Source organism: Streptosporangium sp. NPDC048047 (genome assembly GCF_040653115.1).
Classification (GTDB): Bacteria; Actinomycetota; Actinomycetes; order Streptosporangiales; family Streptosporangiaceae; genus Streptosporangium.
This window is the reverse complement of sequence record NZ_JBEZNH010000011.1, coordinates 14,425-33,207: the sequence shown is the minus strand read 5'-3', so window position 1 is coordinate 33,207 and position 18,783 is coordinate 14,425. Positions and strand designations below refer to the sequence as shown.

Below are 18,783 nucleotides of genomic sequence, written 5' to 3'. Positions count from 1 at the left end.
CACACCGTGAAATTCTCCGGTGAATGACCTTACGGAGTGTTACTTTTCGCGAGCAAGGCGGAACATCACGCAAATCTAAATATGTCCGGTTCGCCTCGTTAATGTAACGAAACGATCTTTGCGTTGTATGGCCCGTATACCTTTGCGAACCTTGCCCGCGTACGTCCCTACACACCCCCCGCCCCCAGAGGAGATCGCAGGTGGCTGGCAAACTCCCGCTGCTCGAACCGGTCTGCAAGGCCTTCGAAGAGCAGGTGCGGCGCACCCCCGAGCGGACGGCGGTCGTCGCCGGGACGACCCGCACGACCTACACCGACCTCAACGCGCAGGCCAACCGGATGGCCCACGAGCTCCTCTCCCGGGGAGTGGGCCGGGGCTCGACCGTCGGCGTGTGCCTGGACCGCGACGAGAAGCTGATCGCGGCCCTCCTGGGCGTCTGGAAGACCGGCGCCGCCTACGTGCCGCTGGAGTCCGCGTTCCCGGCCGACCGGCTGGAGTTCATCGTCGAGGACGCCGGGGTGTCGCACGTGGTCACCTCCGCCGCGCTGGCCGGGCGGCTGCCGGAGACCGAGATCGTGACGGTGGACTCCGTCGGGGAGCGGCCTTGGAACGATCCCGGCCGGCCCACCGACCCGGCCGATCTGGCCTACATCATGTACACCTCCGGCTCGACCGGCCGCCCCAAGGGCGTCATGGTCGAGCACCGCAACGTGATGACGCTGCTGCGCTGGGACGCCGACCACTTCACCGAGGAGGAGCTGGCCGGCTTCCTCGCCTCGACCTCGGTCTGCTTCGACCCGTCGGTCCCCCAGCTCTACCTCCCCCTGCTGCTCGGCGGCACGGTGATCATCGCCGAGAGCCCCCTGGCGCTGCACTCCCTGCCCGCCAGGGACGAGGTGACGATGGTCAGCGCGGCGGCCTCGGCGCTGACCGCGCTGCTGCGAGAGCCGCTGCCGCCGAACGTCCGCACGGTGCTGTCCAGCGGCGAACCGGTGAGCCGGGCGCTGGCCGACCGCGTCTTCGCCAACCCCGGCGTGCGGCGCATGGTGAACCTGTACGGCCCGACCGAGTGCACCGTCCACTGCTGCGCGCACGAGATCTCCCGGGACTCCACGGGCGAGCCGCCGATCGGCACGCCGTACGCCTGGTCGGAGCTCTCGGTGCGCGGCGCCGACGGCGCGGTGCTGGGCGACGGCGAGATCGGCGAGCTGTGGGTGGCCGGCCCGCTGGTCGGCCGGGGCTACCTGCACCGGCCCGACCTGACCGCCGAGCGGTTCGTGACCGACGCGGCGGGCGTGCGCCACTACCGCACCGGCGACCTGGTCCGCCGGGAGGGCGGGGTCCACTTCTACGAGGGGCGCATCGACGACCAGGTGAAGGTGGCGGGTTTCCGCGTCGAGCTGGGCGAGGTGCAGGGCAGGCTGGCGCGCCACCCGCTGGTGAACCACGCCGTCGTGCTGGCCCCCACCGACTCCGAGGGCACCCGGCGGCTGGTCGCCTACGTCGAACCGGCCGGTCCCGGCCTCGACGACGGGAGCCTGCGGTCCTGGCTGCGGGAGTGGCTGCCCGATTACATGATCCCCGCGAGGATCGTCTTCCTCGACACCATCCCGGTCGGCCCCACGGGCAAGGCCGACCGTTCCCGGCTGCCCGCGGTGACGTTCTCCTCCGCCGCCGGAGCAGCCGGGACCGCAGGAGCCGCCGGAGCAGCCGGGACGGCCGGAAGCTCCGGAGCCGGATTCGTCGCCCCCCGCGACGAGACCGAGCGGCGGCTCGCCGCCGTCACCGCCGAGGTGCTCGGCGCCGAGCGGGTCGGCGCGCACGACCACTTCCTCGACCTGGGCGGCCACTCCCTGGCCGCGGCCAAGATCTGCGTCAGGATCGAGCACGAGTTCGGCGTCCGCGTCCCGCTGACGACGTTCCTGGCCCGCCCCACGGTCGCCGAGCTGGCGGCGTACGTCGCGGAGGCCGCCCCCGTGGCGGTGACGCCGCTGGTCCGCAACGCCGGGCGGACCACCTACCCGCTGACCGTGACCCACCGCGACATGTGCCTGATGCGCGAGGTCAGCCAGAACCACGGCTCCACCGCCATCGCCTTCCGCCTGGGCTTACGCGGCCTCGCCTCGGCCGAGCCGCTGCGCGCCGCGCTGGACGGGATCGTGCGCCGCCACGAGGCGCTGCGCACCGTCGTCACCGACGGCGTGACCGCCGAGGTCGGGCCGCCGGTCCCGGTGCCGCTGACCGAGCACCGCCCGGCGTCCGAGGAGGAGGCCGCCGCGCTGCGCCGGGCCGCGGTCGCCTGCGACTTCGACGTCACACGGGACTCGCCGCTGCTGCGGGCCACCCTGCTGTGGTCGGGGCCGGACAGCGCGGAGCTGGTGCTGCTGACCGACCACACCGCGTTCGACGGCTGGTCGCTGGGGGTCGTGATGCGCGAGCTCCTCGACGGGCTCGCCCACTCCGGCGACATCTCCCTGCCCGAGCCGGCGCTGCAGATCGGCGACGTCGCGCTGCACGAGCAGGACACCGTCCTGGACACCGCGGCGCTGCGGGCCTTCTGGGCCGATGAGCTGGCCGGAGCCGTCCCGCCGTACGAGCTGATGTCCGGCTTCGACGGGCGTCCCAGCCGGATGAGCGGCGAGCGGCTGGTCCGCAGGATCGACCCGGCGACGGCCGCGCGGATCGGCGAGCTCGCGGCCGACTGCGGCGCCACCCCGTTCGCCGTCCACCTGACGGCGCTGGGCGTGCTGGTGGCGGGGCTGACCGACCGGCCGGACATCGTCCTCGGCGCCGCCGTGGCCGACCGCGCCGCCCCGGGCATGGAGTCCGTGGTCGGCGTGCTGGTCGACGTGGTGCCGGTGCGGCTGCGTCTGGACGACGGGCTGTCGCTGCGCGAGGCCGTACGGCACGCCGGAGCCGCGACGGCCCGGGTGATGGACCACCGCGCGCTGCCCTCGCGGGACCGCGCGGACGCCAGTGGCGTCGAACGGCCGCCCGGCGCGGTCCTGACACCCGTCACGCTGTCCATCCAGCCCGCGGAGGTCCCCCTCTCCCTGGAGCGTGACGGCGTGGGCGTGGACCTGATCGGCGAGCTGGACGCGGGCAGCGCCCAGGCGCCGCTGATCGTCTACGTCAACGACACCGTGGCCGGGCCCGAGCTGCAGGTGGAGTACGACCTGGAGCACCTGGACCGGGCCGCGGCCGAGGACCTCACCGACCGGCTGGTCCGCCTGCTGGAGGACGCGCTGGCCCACCCCGACCGGCCGCTGTCGGCGTTCGAGGTGGTCGGCGCCGAGGAGCGGGCGGCGCTGCTGGCCGCCGGGACCGGTGCGCCGCTGCCCGCCGACACGCCGCGGACCGTGGTGGAGGCGGTGCTGGAGCAGGCCGTACGGCGACCGGGCGCGCCGGCGGTCGCCGACGCCGAGGGCGTCGTGACCTACGGAGAGCTGGTCTCCCGGGCGCGGCGGACGGCCGCGACGCTCGGCCCGGCGACGGCGGGTTCCTGCGTGGGCGTGTGCCTGCCCCGCGACCGCCACCTGCCCGCGGCGCTGCTGGGCGTGCTGCTGGCCGGCGCCGCCTACGTCCCGCTCGACCCGGGCCACCCCCTCGAACGGCTCCGCCACCAGGTCGAGGACGCGGGCGCCAAGGTGATCCTCGCGGCGGGCGAGGGCCTGGAGGTGGCCTCCCGGTTCGGCTGCACCGTCGTCGACCTGGCCGGGCCGCCCGCGGCGGAGACCACGGACCTCCTCCCGGCGGACGGCGACGGCTGCCGGGTGGAGCCGGGCGACCTGGCCTACGTGCTGTACACCTCCGGCTCCACCGGCCGGCCCAAGGGCGTCGAGATCACCCACGCCAACCTCGCCGCGTTCACCGCCTCGATGCGGCTCGCGCCGGGGATCCGGCCCGACGACGTGATGCTCGGCCTGACACCGTTCTCCTTCGACGTGTTCGGCTTCGACCTGTGGGTGAGCCTCTGCCACGGCCTGCGGCTGGAGCTGCTGGGCCGCGACGACGCGCTCGACGGGCGGGCCGTCGCCCGGCGGATCGCGGAGGCCGGGGTCACGCTGATGACCGCGACCCCGACGACGCTGCGCATGCTGGTCTCCTCCGGCTGGCGCGGCGGGGACGTGCGCGTGGTCAGCATCGGCGAGGTCCTCGACGCCGCCCTGGCCGCCGACCTGGTGGAACGGGCCGGTGAGCTGTGGAACGCCTACGGCCCCACCGAGACCACGATCTACTCCACCATGGTCCGCGTCACCGCCCCGGTGGGCGACCCGGTGTCGATCGGCGTCCCGCTGGCCGGGGAGCGCGCCTACGTGCTGGACCGGGCGGGCCGGATGCTGCCCCCCGGGAGGGCCGGCGAGCTGTGGATCGGCGGCGTCGGCGTGGCCCGGGGATACCGCGGCCGGCCGGAGCTGACCGCCGCGGCGTTCACCGAGGACCCGCTGGACCCGGCGGGCGGCCGCCGCTACCGCACCGGCGACCTGGCCCGCTGGCGGCCCGACGGCACACTCGACTTCCTCGGCCGCCGGGACCGGCAGGTGAAGGTCCGCGGCCACCGGATCGAGCTGGGCGAGATCGAGACCTTGCTGCGCGAGGGCGAGGACGTCGCCGACGCGGCGGTCACCGTCCACGGCGGCGACCACCTGGTCGGCTATGTCGCCGCGCCGCCGGGGACCGACACCGGCGGGCTGGAGCGGCGCCTTTCCGCCCGGCTCCCCGAGTACATGGTGCCCCGCCGCTGGGTGGTCATGGACGCCCTGCCCCTCACCGCCTCCGGCAAGGTCGACCGCACCGCGCTGCCCGAGCCCGGCGGCGAGGCCGGGTGGATCCCGCCGGGCACGGAGGCCGAGCTGCTGGTCGCCGAGGTGTGGGCCGCCGTGCTGGGCCGCTCCGACCTCGGCGCGCACGACGACTTCTTCGCCGTCGGCGGCCACTCGGCGACCGCCGCGCTCGTCACGGCCCGGCTGGGCGACGCCCTGGGCCTGCGGCTGCCGGTGCGCATGCTGTTCGAGCGGCGCACGCTGGCCGGCTACGCGGCGCGGCTGGAGGAACTGCTGCTGGACGACATGGAGGGGGAGGCGTGAGCGGGCCCACGGCGGCCGGCGACCGGTACGGCACGCCGCTCGCCGGCCACCCGCAGGACACGCCGCCCACCACCGCCGCGCGTGATACGCCGCCCACCGCCGCCGACCCGCACGACACGCCGGTCACCGTACCGGCGAAGGAGGCCCCATGACCGTCAGCGACGAACGTCGCGGCGCCCTTTCCGCCCGGCTGGCGGCGGCGCGCCGCGCCGCCGCCCAGACCGTCCCGGCGATCCCCGTCCGGGAGGCGACCGGCGGCCCCGCGCCGCTGTCGCCCGCCCAGGCCCGGCTGTGGTTCCTGTCCCAGCTGGACGACCTGGCCGCCTACAACGTGCCCACCGCCGTACGGCTGCGCGGCCCGCTGGACGCCGAGGCGCTGACCGGGGCGGTGCGCGACCTCGCCGACCGGCACGAGGTGCTGCGCAGCCTCGTCACCGACGAGGGCGCCACCCCGGTCGAGGCGGGCCGGGTGCCCGTCACCGTGGAGGACCTCGGCGACCCCGCCCTGCTGGGGGCGCGGCTGGGCGAGGAGCTGGCCCGGCCGTTCGCGCTGGACGCCGAGCCGCCCGCCCGCGCCCTGCTGCTGCGGCTGCCCGGCGGCGAGGACCACGTCCTGTCGCTGACCGTGCACCACATCGCCTTCGACGCCTGGTCGCGGAACCTGGCGCTGGCCGAGCTGGCCGCCCTGTACGCGGCGCGGCTCGGCCGCACCGCCCCGCCCGCGCCGCCGCAGGTGCGCTACGCCGACTACGCGGCGTGGCTCGCCGGGCGGCCGGAGGGCGACGTCACCTGGTGGGCCGAGCGGCTGGCCGGCCTCGAACCGGTGCTGGACCTGCCGGTCGACCGGGCCCGGCCGTCGGTCGCCGACTGGACCGGCGCGGCCGTCCCGGTGCGGCTGACGCCCGCGCTGACCGCCCGGGTCCGCGAGGCCGCCGCCGAGACCGGTTGCACGCCGTTCATGGTGCTGCTGGCCGCCTGGCAGGAGCTGCTGGGCCGCGTCTCCGGCACCGACGACGTGCCGGTCGGCGTGCCCGAGGCGGGGCGGCTGCACCCCGACACCGCGCGCATGCTGGGCTGCTTCGTCAACACGCTCGTCCTGCGCGGCGACCGGTCCGGCGAGCCGACCGGCCGGGAGCTGCTGGCCCGGACCAAGGACGCGGTGCTGGACGCCCTCACCCACCGCGACGTGCCGTTCGAGCGGATCGTGGAGCGGCTGCACCCCGAGCGCAACCTCTCCACCACGCCGATCTTCCAGGTGATGCTGAACGTCCTGGACGACCCGCCGCAGGCGCTGGACTTCCCCGGCCTGACCGCCGAGTCCGTCGACCCGGTGCTGCGCACCGCCAAGTACGACCTGAACCTCGCCTTCGTCAACGCCGGCGAGGACTACGACGGCGAGCTGGTCTACCGCACCGACCTGTTCGACGAGTCCACCGCGCTGCGGATGACCGGCTGGTACCTGAACCTGCTGGAGGGCATGCTCACCGACCTGGACGCGCCCGCGGCGGCCGTGCCGCTGGAACCGGTGACCGGGCCCGCCGTCTCGGGCGCGCGGATCCCGATGGACCTGACCCGGCCGCTGCACGAGGTGGCCGCCGGCTGGGCGCGGCGCACACCCGACGCGGTCGCCGCGGTGGACGCCTCCGGCTCGATCACCTACGGCGAGGCGGACCGGATGGCCGGCCGCCTGGCCCGGCACCTGATCGCGGCCGGGGTGCGGCCCGACGAGCCGGTCGGCATCCTCGTCGACCGGCACCGGGGGCTGGTCCCGGCGCTGCTCGGCGTGCTGCGCGCGGGCGGCGCGTACCTGCCGATGGACCCCGCCTACCCCGACGACCGGCTGGCCTACATCCTGCGGTCGGCCGGCGCGCGCGTCGTGCTGACCGACCGGGAGTACGCGGGCCGGGTGCCCGGCGCGCTGGTGCTGCCCGACCTGCTGGCCGCCGATCCCCCCGGGACCGGCGGGCCCGGCGGTTCCGGGGAGCCGGTGGACGCCGGCGTCACCCCCGGCCACCTGCTGCACGTGATCTTCACGTCCGGCTCCACCGGGCGGCCCAAGGGCGTGGCGATCGAGCACCGCTCGGTCCTGCACTACCTGCACGGCCTGGCCGGGCTGGTGCCCGAGGGGTGCGAGTCCTACGCGGTGGTCTCCACGATCGCCGCCGACCTGGTGATGACCTGCCTGTACGGCCCGCTGTTCCAGGGCGCGGCGGTCCACCTGGTGGACCAGGAGACCTCCACCGACCCGGAGGCGTACGCCGCCTACCTGGAGAGCCACCGGGTCGATGTGATCAAGATGGTGCCCAGCCACCTGGAGCTGCTGGCCGCCCACGGCGACCTGGCCCGGATGCTGCCGCGCCGGCTGCTGATCCTCGCCGGCGAGGCCACGTCGTGGGAGTTCGCCGAGCGGATCCGCGCGGCCCGCCCCGACCTGGAGGTTCAGATCCACTGCGGGCCGACCGAGACGACGGTCTCGGTCCTCGGCGGCCGGGTGCCCGAGGTGCCGTCGGGCTCGGGGTCGGTCCCGCTGGGCCGGCCGCTGGCCGGCGTCGACTGCTACGTGGTCGACCCGGCGGGCCGCCCGCTGCCCGCCGGGGTGCCGGGCGAGCTGTGGATCGCCGGGCCCAGCCTGGCCCGCGGCTACCTGAACCGCCCCGACCTGACCGCCGAACGGTTCGTCTCCGACCCGGTGAACGGGACCGCCCGCTGCTACCGCAGCGGCGACCGGGTCCGGCTGAACTCCGCCGGGCTGGTGGAGTTCCTCGGCCGGGTCGACGACCAGGTCAAGATCAGGGGTTTCCGGGTCGAGCTGGGCGAGGTGAAGGCCGCGCTGCAGGAGCAGCCCGGCGTCCGGGAGGCCGCGGTCCTGCCGGTCGGCGAGGGCCGCTCCCGGCGGCTGGCCGCCTGGGTCGCGCCCGCCTCGGTGGACGTCGCCGCGATCCGGGCGGGGCTGCGCGAGCGGCTGCCCGACTACATGGTGCCGTCCGGCATCGTCGTCCTGGACGACCTGCCGCTCACCCCCCTGGGCAAGATCGACCGGGCCCGGCTGCCGCTTCCCGAGGCCGCGCCCGCCGGTGAGCGGGTCGCGCCGGGCACGCCGACCGAGCTGCGGATCGCCGAGGTCTGGTCCAGGCTGCTGGACGTCGCGGAGATCGGGATCGACGACGACTTCTTCCACCTCGGCGGCGACTCCTTCCGCGCGGTGCGCGCGGTACGGGAGATCGACCCGGCTCTTCGGGTGATCGACCTGTTCACCCGGCCCACGATCCGCGAGCTGGCCGCGCACCTCGACGGCGGCGCCCAGGCCCCCGCCGGGCTGCTGCACCGCCTGGCCGGTCCGCGCCGGGCGAGCCGTACCGTCGTGTGCCTGCCCTACGGCGGCGGCTCGGCCGCCGCGTTCCAGCCGCTGGCCACCGAGCTGGCGCGCCTCTCCCCCGCCACCGCGGTGCTCGCCGTCGAGCTGCCCGGCCACGACCCGGCGCGGCCCGGCGAGGACGTGCTGCCGATGGACGAGCTGACCGACCGGGTCCTGGCCGAGCTGGCCGGGCAGGCCGACGCGACCGGCCCGATCGTGCTGTACGGCCACTGCGTCGGCTCGGCCGCCGCGACCGAGCTGGCCCTGCGGCTGGAGGAGGCCGGGACTCCGGTCGCCGGCGTCTTCGTCGGCGGCAGCTTCCCCGACGCGCGGCTGCCCGGCCGGCTGTCGGCCTGGTGGAACCGGAGGTTCCCGGCGCACCGCTGGTCCTCCGACCGCGCCCAGCGCGACTTCCTGCGCACGCTGGGCGCCCTCGACGAGGACTTCGGCGACACCGGGCTCATGCTGCGCGGCCTGCGGCACGACGTGGAGGAGGCCCAGGGCTGGTTCAGCCGCCGCCTCGGCGAACCCGCCGAGCGGCAGCGCAGGCTCACCGCGCCGCTGCTGTGCGTGATCGGCGAGCGGGACCGGGCGACCGAGCTCTACCAGGAGCGCCACCGCGAGTGGGGGGCGTTCGCCGACCGGGTGGAGCTGGCCACGATCCCCAAGGCCGGCCACTACTTCCTCAAGCACCAGGCCGCCTCCCTGGCCCGGCTGATGTGCGACCACCTGGACCGCTGGAACGCGGGCGACCTGCCCGAGCCGGTCGGGGAGGTCGGGGTGTCGGGCGGAAGCGCCCGCCGCGACCTGCGCCGCTTCTACACCGTCGCGGCCGGGCAGACCCTGTCGCTGCTCGGCGCGGCGCTGACCTCCTTCGCGCTGGGCGTGTGGGCCTACCAGAAGAGCGGCCGGGTGCTGGACTACGCCCTGGTCAGCATGCTCGCCCTGCTGCCGTCGCTGCTGGCGGCGCCGCTGGGCGGCGCGCTGGCCGACCGGGTGGACCGGCGGCGGATCATGCTCGTCTGCGACGGCGTCTCCGCCGTGGCCACCGCCGGCCTGGTGATCCTGCTGTGGCTGGGACGGCTGGAGATCTGGCAGGTCGGGATCGTCGCCGGGATGCTGTCACTGGTGGCGGCCTTCCACCGGCCCGCCTACCTGGCGGCGGTGGCGCAGCTGGTGCCCAAGCCGTACCTCATGCAGGCCAACGCGCTGGCCAACCTCGGCACCGGCCTGGGCATGCTCATCGGCCCGCTGGGCGGCGCCGCGCTCATCTCGCTGGTCGGCCTGCACGGCGTGGTGGCCGTGGACGTCGTCACGTTCCTCGCCGGGCTCGGCACGCTGCTGGCCGTACGCTTCCCCGACCGGCTGTTCTACCGGCTGGAGGAGTCCTTCGGCCAGGCCATCGTCGGCGGCTGGCGCTTCCTCGTACGGCGCCGCCCGCTGATGATCATGATCGGGTTCTTCGTCGTGCAGAACTACCTGAACATGCTCGCCGTGTCGGTGACCGTGCCGGCGGTGATGTCGTTCAGCGACGTCGGCGGCGTCGGCCTGGTCACCGCGATGCAGGGCCTGGGCGCGGTGCTGGGCTCGCTGGTCATGGTGTTCTGGGGCGGCACCGAGCGGCGCGCGATCGGCATGGTCGGCTTCGTGGTCGGCCTCGGGATCGGGGTGCTGCTGGTCGGCCTGCGGCCCTCGCTGCCGTTGGCGGCCCTGGGCGGCCTGCTGTCGTGGGCCTCGCTCAGCGTGCTGAACGCGCACTGGCTGTCGATCATCCAGCTCAAGGTCGGCCTGGAGCTGCAGGGCCGGGTGCTGGCCACCAACCAGATGATGGCGGTGTCGATGACGCCGCTGGCGTTCCTGACCGCCTCGCCGCTGGCCGACGACGTCTTCGGCCCGCTGCTCGCCCCCGGCGGCCTCCTCGACGGCACCGTCGTCGGCGACGTCGTCGGGGTGGGTCCGGGCCGCGGCGTCGGCCTGCTGCTCGTCGCCTGCGGCGCGCTGCTGGCGCTGTGGGGCGCGCTGGGTCTGTGGTACCGGCCGCTGCGGCGCATGGAGGACGCGCTGCCCGACGCGGTGGCGGGCGCCGAGATCGCCGACGACCTGGACGCGGTCCAGGCCGAGGCGGACGCCGCGCTGCTGACGGGGGCGGCTCCCGCACGGTGAGTCGGACGGGGCCCGTCCGGTTGCCGGGCCCCGGTTTCCGCGGGGCCCGGCCGGTCGTCACCGGCCGGGCCCCGCCGCATCCGTCGGCCGTCACCGGCCGGGCCCCGTCGCGTCCGTCCGCGTCGCGTCCGGTGTGTTTCCGTGACCGGTGGGGTAGGAGTGGTGATCATCCATCACGTCCGCGCACCCGGAAAGGAGCGGGCGGGCGACCGTACGGCGGGCGGACCTGCCCGGCGGGACACGAGGAGGCAGGACCATGTACCTCGCCCACTATCTGGGAATGCTGCACCGCTCGCTGAACGAGCTGGCCGGCGCGTTCAGCGAGATCGGCCGGGGCCACACCGGCGAACCGGACCTCCACGACGCCTGCGAGCGGCTGGCCGGCCAGTGCGTGGAGCACTCCCGGAGGCTGGAGCCGTTCGTCGAGCGATACGCGGAGGAGACGTCCGGCGAACCGGAGCGGCCGCACTCCACGCTGTTCTCCGGCACCCGCACCGGCGACCTGGGGCTGCTGCGCGACCTGCACGACCTCTACCTCATGGCCGCCGAGTGCGACCTCTGCTGGACGCTGATCGGGCAGGCCGCCCGGGACGCCCGGGACGAGGAGCTGCTCGGCGTCGTCGGCTCCTGCGCGCGGGAGACCTCCGAGCAGACGCTGTGGCTGCGCGACCGGATGAAGCAGGCCGCGTCCCGGACCCTGGTGGTCGTCGCCTCCTGACGGAACCGGGCCGGGCGCCGGCTTCTCGGGCCGGCGGCGAGGGGAAGGCCGCCGCACCCCGCCGCCATGCCCGGTTCGCGGCGCCTCCCCGGAGCCCGGAGCGCGACACGGAGATCATTCAATCGCCACCGAGGGCGATGAGATGAGAGCGAACAGTAACATCCCCGTGAAGTTGATCTACGAAGGCATCTTCACAGAGGGGGAACCACGTGCTCAGATCGCATCGCCCGAGATCCGCGCTCATCGTGCTGGCCTGCGTCCTGCCGGTGTTGCCGGCCTCCGCCGGGGCGCGGGTCGCGGCCGACACGGGCGCGCACGCCGCCGCACCGCAGGCCGTCACCCGGGCCGCCGCGCCCTGCATCCGGCAGGGGCAGGCGACCTACCCCGTCGACTACTACTGGAAGAACGCGCTCGGCATGAGGCTGGGCAGCGGAAAGGTCTCGGCCGACACCTCCCCGTCGCTGTGGGGCGGGCAGATCACACCGGGCGGCACCTTCACCCTCACGGTCACGCACCGCACGGCCCAGTGGCCGCTGCTGGTCAGGACCTACACCACCACCTGGGACCTGTCGTCCCTCCTGGCGAACGCCGACGTCGTCAGCCAGTCCGGCACCGGGACCATCGGCGGCAACACCCTGACGATCACCTCGCCGGGCACCAAGACCGACCCGCCCCCGAAGGTCATCACCTTCCGGGTCAGGCAGGGCACCGCCGGCAACGCCATGACCATCCGGCCGACCGGGATCAGCAGCGTCGTCGCCGCCCCCGGCCAGCTCGGCGGCAACACGCCCGCCCCGCCGATCCAGATCGCGAACGGGCAGTCCATCGCGCCCACCACGGCCATCGACGACACCGCCACCACCGCGCCGGGCACGGCCGTCAGCGTGCCCGTCCTGGCCAACGACACCGCCACCGCACCGGCGGTCGGCGGCGTCACCAAGCCCGCGAACGGCACCGCGACCGTCTCCGGCGGCAACGTGGTCTACACGCCCGACCCCGGCTTCAGCGGCACCGACACCTTCACCTACACGATCACCACCGACTGCGGGACCAGCACCGCCAAGGTCACCGTCACCGTCCCCTGCAACTGGAAACCGGTCAGCCTGGTCAACGGGAGCTTCGAGGCGCCGCCCGTGGCCACGATCGACTACTCCATCCCCGACGCCTCCACCAACCCGCCCGTCGGCTGGCAGACCACCGCCACCGACCGCAAGCTGGAGTTCTGGCGCGGCGGCGCGAGCGGGGTCCCGGCGGCCGACGGCCAGCAGTTCGCCGAACTGAACGCCAACGAGGTCTCCACGCTCTACCAGGATCTGCCCACCGTGCCGGGGACACCGATGACCTGGTCGCTCTACCACCGCGGCCGCCTCGGCACCGACGTGATGCGGGTTCTCGTCGGCCCGCCGGGCGCGACCGTGGCGCAGACCCCGACCGGCGCCTCCTCCCCCGACATCTCCGACGACGACACCGCCTGGCGCCGCTACACGGGGACCTACATCGTCCCTCCGGGACAGACCACCACCCGGTTCGCCTTCGAGTCGGTGTCGGCCACGGGCGGCAGCCCCGCGCTCGGCAACTTCCTGGACGGCGTCACGTTCAACACGCCGCCCTGCCCGTGAACGACCGCTGAGCCGCAGGCGCTCAGATCCCTGACTGCGGAACAAGGGGCCCGGGGAGAACGGCACGCGCCGCCACCGGGCCCTTGACCGCCCGCCACCCGGAAGGACGGGACCGTCTCCCCCAGACTGGCCACAGGCGCGGACAGACGAGCCGGACCGCATGAAGGCGCGGTGACGGGAACCGGGCCGACGACGACTGCCCCCACTACCGGCCCGTTTCGTCACGAGACCATCACACCACGTCCATTCGGGCTGCTCACGGGCACTCGCCATGCAATCGTCCGCATGGCGGCCACCAGAGAAAGGCATCCAATGCTCAACGGCTTACCCGGTTACGCGGTCATCGACGTGGAAACCACGGGACTGCACCCCGCCTTGCACGACCGGGTGATCGAGATCGGCGTCGTGCATCTCGACCTCGCCGGCCGTGTCACCGGCGAGTGGGGCACTCTGGTCAATCCCGGACGCGACCTCGGCCCGCAACACGTCCACGGCGTCACCGCCGCCGACATCCGCCACGCCCCCGCCTTCACCGACATCGCCGGCACACTGGCCGCCCTGCTTCGCGGACGCGTCCCGGTCGCCCACAACCTCCCTTTCGACCTGGGCTTCCTGACGCACGAGTTCCAGCGTCTCAACGTGACCGTGCCGCTCCGTCACGACCTCGGCGTGTGCACCATGACGGAGGCCGTACGCTTTCTCCCCCACGCTCCGCGTACCCTCGCCGGCTGCTGCGCCGTGGCCGATATCCTGCTCGACGGCCACCACGACGCACTCGTCGACGCCCGCGCCGCCGCCGGTCTGCTGCGCCATTACCTCACCCTGACCGGCCCCACTCCCCCGTGGCATCCCCTGCTCGCCACCGCGACGCGGACGCCCTGGCCCGCTCTCTCCGAGACCGGGATCTCCTGGGTACGGCGCGGCGTCTCCGCCGAACGCGACGCCCACTTCCTGGCCCGCATCCTCGACCGGCTCCCCCGCGTGCCGCAACCCGTGATGGCCGACTCCTATCTCGCCCTGCTCGACCAGGCCCTGCTCGACCGGCACATCTCCGCGAGTGAAGCCGACGCCCTCGTCCGGCTCGCCGCCGACCTCGGTCTCACCCGCGCCGACGCCGAACGGCTGCATCGCGACTACCTGACCGCGCTGGCGCACGCCGCCCTGGCCGACGGCGTCGTCACCGCCTCCGAGCGGCAGGATCTGGACCTCGTCGCCGCGCTCCTCGGACTGCCCGACGGCTCCGCTGACGAGGGGCTCGCCCTCGCGTCCCGGGAGCCCTCTCCCACGGTCGCCCGTTTCCAGCTGTCCCCGGGCGATCTGGTGGTGTTCACCGGTGAGATGGACGGCGACCGGGAGAACTGGGAGGACCTCGCACGTCGAGGGGGCTACGTTCCGCATCCCAATGTCACCAAGAAGGTCCGGCTCCTGATCGCCGCCGACCCCGACACGCTCTCCGGCAAGGCGCGCAAGGCCCGCGCCTACGGCGTTCCCATCGTCACCCCCGAGGCGTTCAGCCGCATGACCTCCTGAGGCGGGTCCCGCACCAGCCAGGAAAACGACGGACGTGGTTCATCGGCGCACAGCGCTTCGCGTTGCACGACTCCTGTCGCGCCCGTGCCGCCAGATCCCGTTTTGCCGAACTGGAGGGAATCCGCGGTTCCGCGCATGCGCCTCCATGACAACGTGATCATCTATGGGTGGCACGCTGATCCTTTAAGGGTGCCGTCGTCAATTGAACGGCATCGGGGAACGTACCCACGAGAGGACTTGATCGGACACCGGAGACGGTGTTCGGGTCATGCGGCGTGGGTGTCGGTGCCACGGAGTATGTACAGGTCATCGCCGAACACGGCCGAGATCTGGAGCCGCCCGCCGAGGGCCTGTACATAGCGGGCGATGGCCTCCACGGTGGACACCTCACCACGTTCGATCTGGGAGACCCGGCTCTTGGTCACTCCCATCAGGTCAGCGACCTCGGTCTGCGACAGGCCCAGGATCCTGCGCCGTTCGGCCAGCCGGTAGCCGTCGATGTACGCCTGGTTACGCCGTCGGGCCTCGGTCACGGCCTCCTCGCCGCCGGAGGCGGCCACGATGTCGGTGCGGACGTCGCTCCACTTGGGAAAATTCGTCATCGGTCCTTCTCCTCCGTCTCACGTTCGGCCAGGTACTCCCCGTACAGTTTTTCGGCAAGGGGGATGGCCTGCCGATACCAGCCCGACCAGTCGCCGGACTTGTCCCCGCCGAGCAGCAAGATGGCCGACCGCCATGGATCGAACACGAACAAGATCCGGATTTCGGAGCGGCCCGCCGAGCCGGGGCGTAGTTCCTTCAAGTTGTGGACCTGGGAGCCCTCCAGTTTGTCGACCAGCGGGCGGCCCAGGCTCGGGCCGGCTTCGGCCAGTCGATCGATGGCATCGACGACCTGCACCCGGGATCACTCGTCCAGGGCGTTGATCCAGGCCAGGATCTCGTTGGTGACGCGGATCTCCCACTCCTCCATACCCAGAAGTGCAGTAAATCCTTTACCAGGAGGAGCAACATCGCGACACCGGATCCCTGGGCCTTTTCATCGTCAGGCGATTTCACAGTTCTACAGGGTGGCCACGGAAGCGCAGCCCGTCTTCGGGTCGCCGGTGTTCGGCCGGCCGTACAGCGGCGGCACCGGCAACATCGAGGTCCGGAACCGGTCGGCCTGTAGTGAAGATCAAAATGAGCCGGTAGGGTGCGGCGAATGCCGATATCGCGTGGTGTCCGCGCAGCGTCCGCCCTCATGCTGCTGGGAAGCGTCGTCGTGGCCGGTGCGCCGGAGGCGGCCGAGACGTCCACGTGCGACTTCGGAGGCTTCGGCTCCATATCGATGACCTGCTACGACTCCGAGGGGCGCCGGGACACGGAGCTGGAGGCGAGGATCCGGGCGCGGGCGCTCAGCCCGGCTCAGGCACGCGCGGCCGGCTGCGAACCCGTCTTCTGGGAGGAAGAGGGATCGGGACCGGAGGTGATCACCGAACCGCTCCTCACTGACGAGCAGGCGGCCGCCCTCAGCCCGCGCACCCTCGACCCGGCGGTTACCGCCCGGGTGAACCGGGCGTGGGACGGGATCGAGCGCTGGCTCGGCGCGCACGCCTCGGCCACGCTGCGCAACCTCCGGCATCCGGCGCAGGCGCGGGACGTCGCCCGGTGGGAGCACTACCAGCGGGCCCGGCTCCCCGACGACCTGTACGCGTCGCTGCTCCGCCACGACGGGGCCGACAGGAACTTCGATGCCGGGTTCCAGCTTCCGTTCTCCCACGGCCTGGCCTCGCTGACCAGCTTCGCCAGTCTCCGCGCGTACAACTGCCATGAACTGGTGATGGAGGGTCCGCCGGAGGCGGCGCACCCCGAGCGCGGCGCCTGGCACGGCAGCCTGCTGCCGTTCGCCGCCACGGGCTACGGCCAGGAGCTGTTCGTCGATCCGCGCACCGGCCGGGTCGGGGAGAAGGAGTACGGCCGGAACCTGCGCTACGACGGCCCGATGGGCTGGCCCTCCTACCTGGCCCTGCTGGAGGCGCTGGCCTCCTCCCTGGAGAGCGGTACAGCATTGCGCGGCCGGTATCCGTCCGTCACCGCGGGCTGCGAGCTGCGTTGGAGCGAGGAGCCGGCCGGCGCTCTGCCCGGCGGCTGCGCCGGCGCGCCGCGCCCGTCACCGACCCCCACCCCGACCCCGTCCCCGGACTCGCCGGAGCTCACCCCGGCGCAGGCCCGCGCCAGCGGCTGCCGCCCCGCCCAGCGGCGGCCCGTCGTGCGACCCGTGGACCCCGCAATCAGCGCGCGGGTGAACGCGACATGGCGGCGGATCGAGCGCTGGCTGGCCGCCAGGGCGCCGGTGAGCCGCCGGAGCCTGTACGGCCCGGCCGACCCGGGACGGATCGCCAGGGCCGAGGCCGCGATGGGCATGAGGTTCCCCGACGACCTGCGCGCCTCCCTGCTGCGGCACGACGGCGCCCGGTACTGGGGCGGGTTCGGCCCCGCCCCGTTCTACGAGTTCATGTCGGTCAAGGCGTTGCGCGCGGACTGGAAGATGCTGTGCGGCGGCATCCTGGGCGGGCCCGAGGAGATGGTCGGCTACTGGTGGGACGGTCATCTCCTGCCGTTCGCGACCGCCATCGACGGCGGCAACCTGTTCATCGACACCCGCACCGGCAAGACCGGCGAGTACTTCAACGAGACGGGGCTGCAACTCGACGGCGACGTCGTCTGGCCTTCCTATCTCGCCCTGCTCAGGGCCACCGCCAGCTCCCTGGAGACCGGGAGACCGATCCGCGGTTGGCGTCCCGTGGTGCGGAAGGGTGAGCTGGATTGGGAGGCGCGGTGACGCGATCAGCCGGCCACCGGTCCTGAGCACCCGCCGCATTAGCCGGCGTCGCCCCGACGAGGAGCCGGTGTGCGGCGACGGCGGCCCCGTCAGCGGATGTCATTGTCGGGGTGAGCCTGGTCGTACGCGTGCCGTGCCTCGGCGATGACGGCGCGGTGGGCGAGTGACCAGTCGGCGAGTGCCTTGACCAGGTGGGTCAGATCGGCTCCGGTCCCGGTCAGGCGGTAGTCGACCTGGGCCGGGACGGTCGGGTACACGGTGCGCAGCACGAGGCCGTCGCGTTCGAGCCTGCGCACGGTGAGGGTGAGCATGCGCTGGGAGATGCCGTCGATGGCGCGCTGCAGTTCGCGGAACCGGCGCGGCCCGCCCGCGAGCTCGACGATCACGAGCACCGACCATTTATCACCGATGCGGTCGAGGACATCGCGAATGCCGCAGTCGGGGTGGTCCGCGCGTCCGCAGGGGTCGAGGCCGGCGGGGGCGGTTACCCCGGTGTGCGTGAGTGACATCGAACTGCCTTCTTGTGGCCGGTGGGCGGGCGATCCAGGATCAAGCTTAGTTACTGATGAGAACCACGACGGAAGACTGTGATCGACATGATCCTGGTGACAGGAGCCAACGGGAACCTGGGCTCGGCCACCCTCGCCGCGCTGCACGCCCGCGGCATCGCCGCGACGGGCGGAAGCCGCACGCCGGGCGAGAGTATGCGGCGTCTCGACTTCGACGACCACGCGGGTCTCGATCTCGCCGGGGTGTCGGCCCTGGTGCTGGTCTCCGCCGGTTACGCCGAGGACGACCAGGTCGTCGAGCGGCACGCGGCGGTCCTGGACGCCGCCGTCCGCGACGGCGTCGGCCATGTCGTCTACACGAGCCTGACCACGGCCGGCGACCATCTCGGTTTCGCGGCGGCGCACCGTGCCACCGAACGCCTTGTGCGGGCGAGCGGACTGCCGTGGACGATCCTGCGCAACGGCCTGTACGCCGAACTCTTCGGCGGCCTGCTGATGTGGGCCGAAGACGGCGTGGAGTCCCCGTTCGGGGACGGGGCCCTGGCGGCGGTCGCGCGGGAGGATCTCGCCGACGCCGCGGCGGTCGTCGCGGCGGGTGCGGCGCGACACGGTGGGCGCGTCTACGACCTTGTCGGTACGCCGATCACGGCGGGTCAGGTGGCCGACCGGCTCGGGGTCCCGCACCGCGCCATCGGCCTGGGCGAGTACCGGCGCAGGCTCCTGGAGACGCCGGGGCTCCTGCCGTTCCAGCCGCCCATGCTCGCCTCGATCGCCACGGGCATCCGGCACGGCTTCCTGGACGGCACCGCTCCCGACCTCACGGACCTTCTCGGCCGCCCGGCCCGCGACCCGCTGGCCGCAGCCGTCGCGGTCGCCTCCGCCACACGCCCGAAGGCCCACGTCTGACAGCACGCGTCTGACCGCCGTACCGCGCGCCGGGCGGTGAACCGGGTCCTCCCCGCGGCCGTCTCGGGAGGACCC

Annotated in this window: 11 protein-coding genes; 8 read left to right on the top strand and 3 right to left on the bottom strand. The window is 73.6% G+C overall.

The genetic code is table 11. The features are described from left to right. Nucleotides 1–200 precede the first annotated feature (200 nt). The 6 genes from AB0D67_RS12350 (at nucleotide 201) to AB0D67_RS12325 (ending at nucleotide 14,472) form a co-directional block, all read left to right on the top strand. Nucleotides 201–5,087 carry an amino acid adenylation domain-containing protein gene (locus AB0D67_RS12350; RefSeq protein WP_362932911.1) on the top strand — a complete coding sequence of 1,629 codons (4,887 nt, stop codon included), beginning with the start codon at nucleotides 201–203 and terminating at the stop codon, nucleotides 5,085–5,087. Beyond that, nucleotides 5,084–5,239 (top strand): hypothetical protein, encoded by a 156-nt coding sequence (locus AB0D67_RS12345; RefSeq protein ID WP_362932908.1) that lies wholly within the window; start codon nucleotides 5,084–5,086, stop codon nucleotides 5,237–5,239. The genes AB0D67_RS12350 and AB0D67_RS12345 overlap by 4 nt, the downstream gene beginning before the upstream one ends. Beyond that, nucleotides 5,236–10,605, top strand: coding sequence for an amino acid adenylation domain-containing protein (locus AB0D67_RS12340; protein ID WP_362932905.1), 5,370 nt, complete (start codon nucleotides 5,236–5,238; stop codon nucleotides 10,603–10,605). Before AB0D67_RS12345 ends, AB0D67_RS12340 begins: the two co-directional genes overlap by 4 nt. Before the next feature lie 256 nt (nucleotides 10,606–10,861). Next, nucleotides 10,862–11,323, top strand: coding sequence for a hypothetical protein (locus AB0D67_RS12335; protein ID WP_362932902.1), 462 nt, complete (start codon nucleotides 10,862–10,864; stop codon nucleotides 11,321–11,323). A 209-nt stretch (nucleotides 11,324–11,532) separates the two neighbouring features. Beyond that, nucleotides 11,533–12,942: an Ig-like domain-containing protein gene (locus AB0D67_RS12330; protein WP_362932899.1), complete on the top strand. Its 1,410-nt coding sequence runs from the start codon at nucleotides 11,533–11,535 to the stop codon at nucleotides 12,940–12,942. Between the two features lie 312 nt (nucleotides 12,943–13,254). Then, a complete protein-coding gene (locus AB0D67_RS12325) occupies nucleotides 13,255–14,472 on the top strand; it encodes an exonuclease domain-containing protein (protein ID WP_362932896.1) in 1,218 nt (405 codons plus the stop codon). Between the two features lie 266 nt (nucleotides 14,473–14,738). Here AB0D67_RS12325 and AB0D67_RS12320 read toward each other — a convergent pair whose 3' ends face one another. After that, nucleotides 14,739–15,074 (bottom strand): helix-turn-helix transcriptional regulator, encoded by a 336-nt coding sequence (locus AB0D67_RS12320; RefSeq protein WP_362932893.1) that lies wholly within the window; start codon nucleotides 15,072–15,074, stop codon nucleotides 14,739–14,741. Continuing rightward, nucleotides 15,071–15,370 carry a type II toxin-antitoxin system RelE/ParE family toxin gene (locus AB0D67_RS12315; protein WP_362932890.1) on the bottom strand — a complete coding sequence of 100 codons (300 nt, stop codon included), beginning with the start codon at nucleotides 15,368–15,370 and terminating at the stop codon, nucleotides 15,071–15,073. Before AB0D67_RS12315 ends, AB0D67_RS12320 begins: the two co-directional genes overlap by 4 nt. Nucleotides 15,371–15,712: 342 nt before the next feature. Between AB0D67_RS12315 and AB0D67_RS12310 the strand changes: the two genes are divergently transcribed. Then, entirely contained in the window at nucleotides 15,713–17,293 is a 1,581-nt protein-coding gene (locus AB0D67_RS12310; RefSeq protein WP_362932887.1) for an SMI1/KNR4 family protein, read from the top strand. A gap of 89 nt (nucleotides 17,294–17,382) precedes the next feature. Here AB0D67_RS12310 and AB0D67_RS12305 read toward each other — a convergent pair whose 3' ends face one another. Continuing rightward, nucleotides 17,383–17,802: a helix-turn-helix domain-containing protein gene (locus tag AB0D67_RS12305; protein WP_362932884.1), complete on the bottom strand. Its 420-nt coding sequence runs from the start codon at nucleotides 17,800–17,802 to the stop codon at nucleotides 17,383–17,385. A gap of 87 nt (nucleotides 17,803–17,889) precedes the next feature. Between AB0D67_RS12305 and AB0D67_RS12300 the strand changes: the two genes are divergently transcribed. After that, nucleotides 17,890–18,708, top strand: coding sequence for an NAD(P)H-binding protein (locus AB0D67_RS12300; protein WP_362933329.1), 819 nt, complete (start codon nucleotides 17,890–17,892; stop codon nucleotides 18,706–18,708). The last annotated feature ends 75 nt before the right edge of the window (nucleotides 18,709–18,783 follow it).

Excerpts from the sequence above, each read along its gene's own strand:
- AB0D67_RS12305 (WP_362932884.1), bottom strand. The coding sequence starts at position 17,802 with ATGTCACTCACGCACACCGGGGTAACCGCCCCCGCCGGCCTCGACCCC.
- AB0D67_RS12335 (WP_362932902.1), top strand. The coding sequence starts at position 10,862 with ATGTACCTCGCCCACTATCTGGGAATGCTGCACCGCTCGCTGAACGAG.
- AB0D67_RS12320 (WP_362932893.1), bottom strand. The coding sequence starts at position 15,074 with ATGACGAATTTTCCCAAGTGGAGCGACGTCCGCACCGACATCGTGGCC.
- AB0D67_RS12325 (WP_362932896.1), top strand. The coding sequence starts at position 13,255 with ATGCTCAACGGCTTACCCGGTTACGCGGTCATCGACGTGGAAACCACG.
- AB0D67_RS12300 (WP_362933329.1), top strand. The coding sequence starts at position 17,890 with ATGATCCTGGTGACAGGAGCCAACGGGAACCTGGGCTCGGCCACCCTC.
- AB0D67_RS12340 (WP_362932905.1), top strand. The coding sequence starts at position 5,236 with ATGACCGTCAGCGACGAACGTCGCGGCGCCCTTTCCGCCCGGCTGGCG.
- AB0D67_RS12310 (WP_362932887.1), top strand. The coding sequence starts at position 15,713 with ATGCTGCTGGGAAGCGTCGTCGTGGCCGGTGCGCCGGAGGCGGCCGAG.